The organism is Bradyrhizobium sp. Kon37 (genome assembly GCF_055807535.1).
Genome location: NZ_JBVVOY010000102.1, coordinates 1 through 614, shown reverse-complemented (window position 1 = coordinate 614; position 614 = coordinate 1). Strand labels below are relative to the sequence as shown.

General features: G+C 50.2%; 1 protein-coding gene. It reads right to left on the bottom strand.

Going from position 1 to position 614, the window contains the following annotated elements; all coding sequences use genetic code 11:
* Positions 1-262 precede the first annotated feature (262 nt).
* Positions 263-535 (bottom strand): hypothetical protein, encoded by a 273-nt coding sequence (locus tag AC0L3J_RS37265; RefSeq protein WP_473350415.1) that lies wholly within the window; start codon positions 533-535, stop codon positions 263-265.
* Between the last annotated feature and the right edge of the window lie 79 nt (positions 536-614).

The following is a 614-nucleotide window of genomic DNA, read 5'->3' as shown; positions in this document are numbered from 1 at the left end:
AAGAGCAGTTGCGAGTAGCGTTACTGCTATTGCTCCACAGCCCTTAAACTACCTGTACGATGCTGCATACCCCATTGCCATAGCTGGACAGGAATAGACGGTAAATCTGTAGGAAAATCAGCATCTCGATCGTATTTATCCATCACCAGATGGTTATTTCTGAATAAGATCGTACGCAAAATAATTTGTGTGAACTCAAATACCGACAGAGATGCATCTAACCTATAGTCTGTTTCACCATGGCTTTTGATCCGACTGCCCTCTACAATGTCAGGTGCAAAGGACTTAAACTCGGCAGTAGATGTTCCGGGCGAATACCCAGCGACATATTGGCTCCAACCTGGACATCACGGCTTTCAACTGGCAGCCAGACTTGCTGACGATTTGGCATCGGCAGCTCCACCTGCACTTGATCGATTGCGGTGGCGGTCACTTTTACCGGCAGGAAGTTCATCTTTGGCGAACCGATAAATCCGGCGACAAAACGGTCTGCCGGATAGTGGTACAGCTCCAGCGGTTTCCCAACCTGCGCCACGCGACCGGCGTCCAGCACAATGATTTACGTCACCCACGATTTTGTCGGCCAGCGTCATCGCTTCGACCTGATCGTGGGT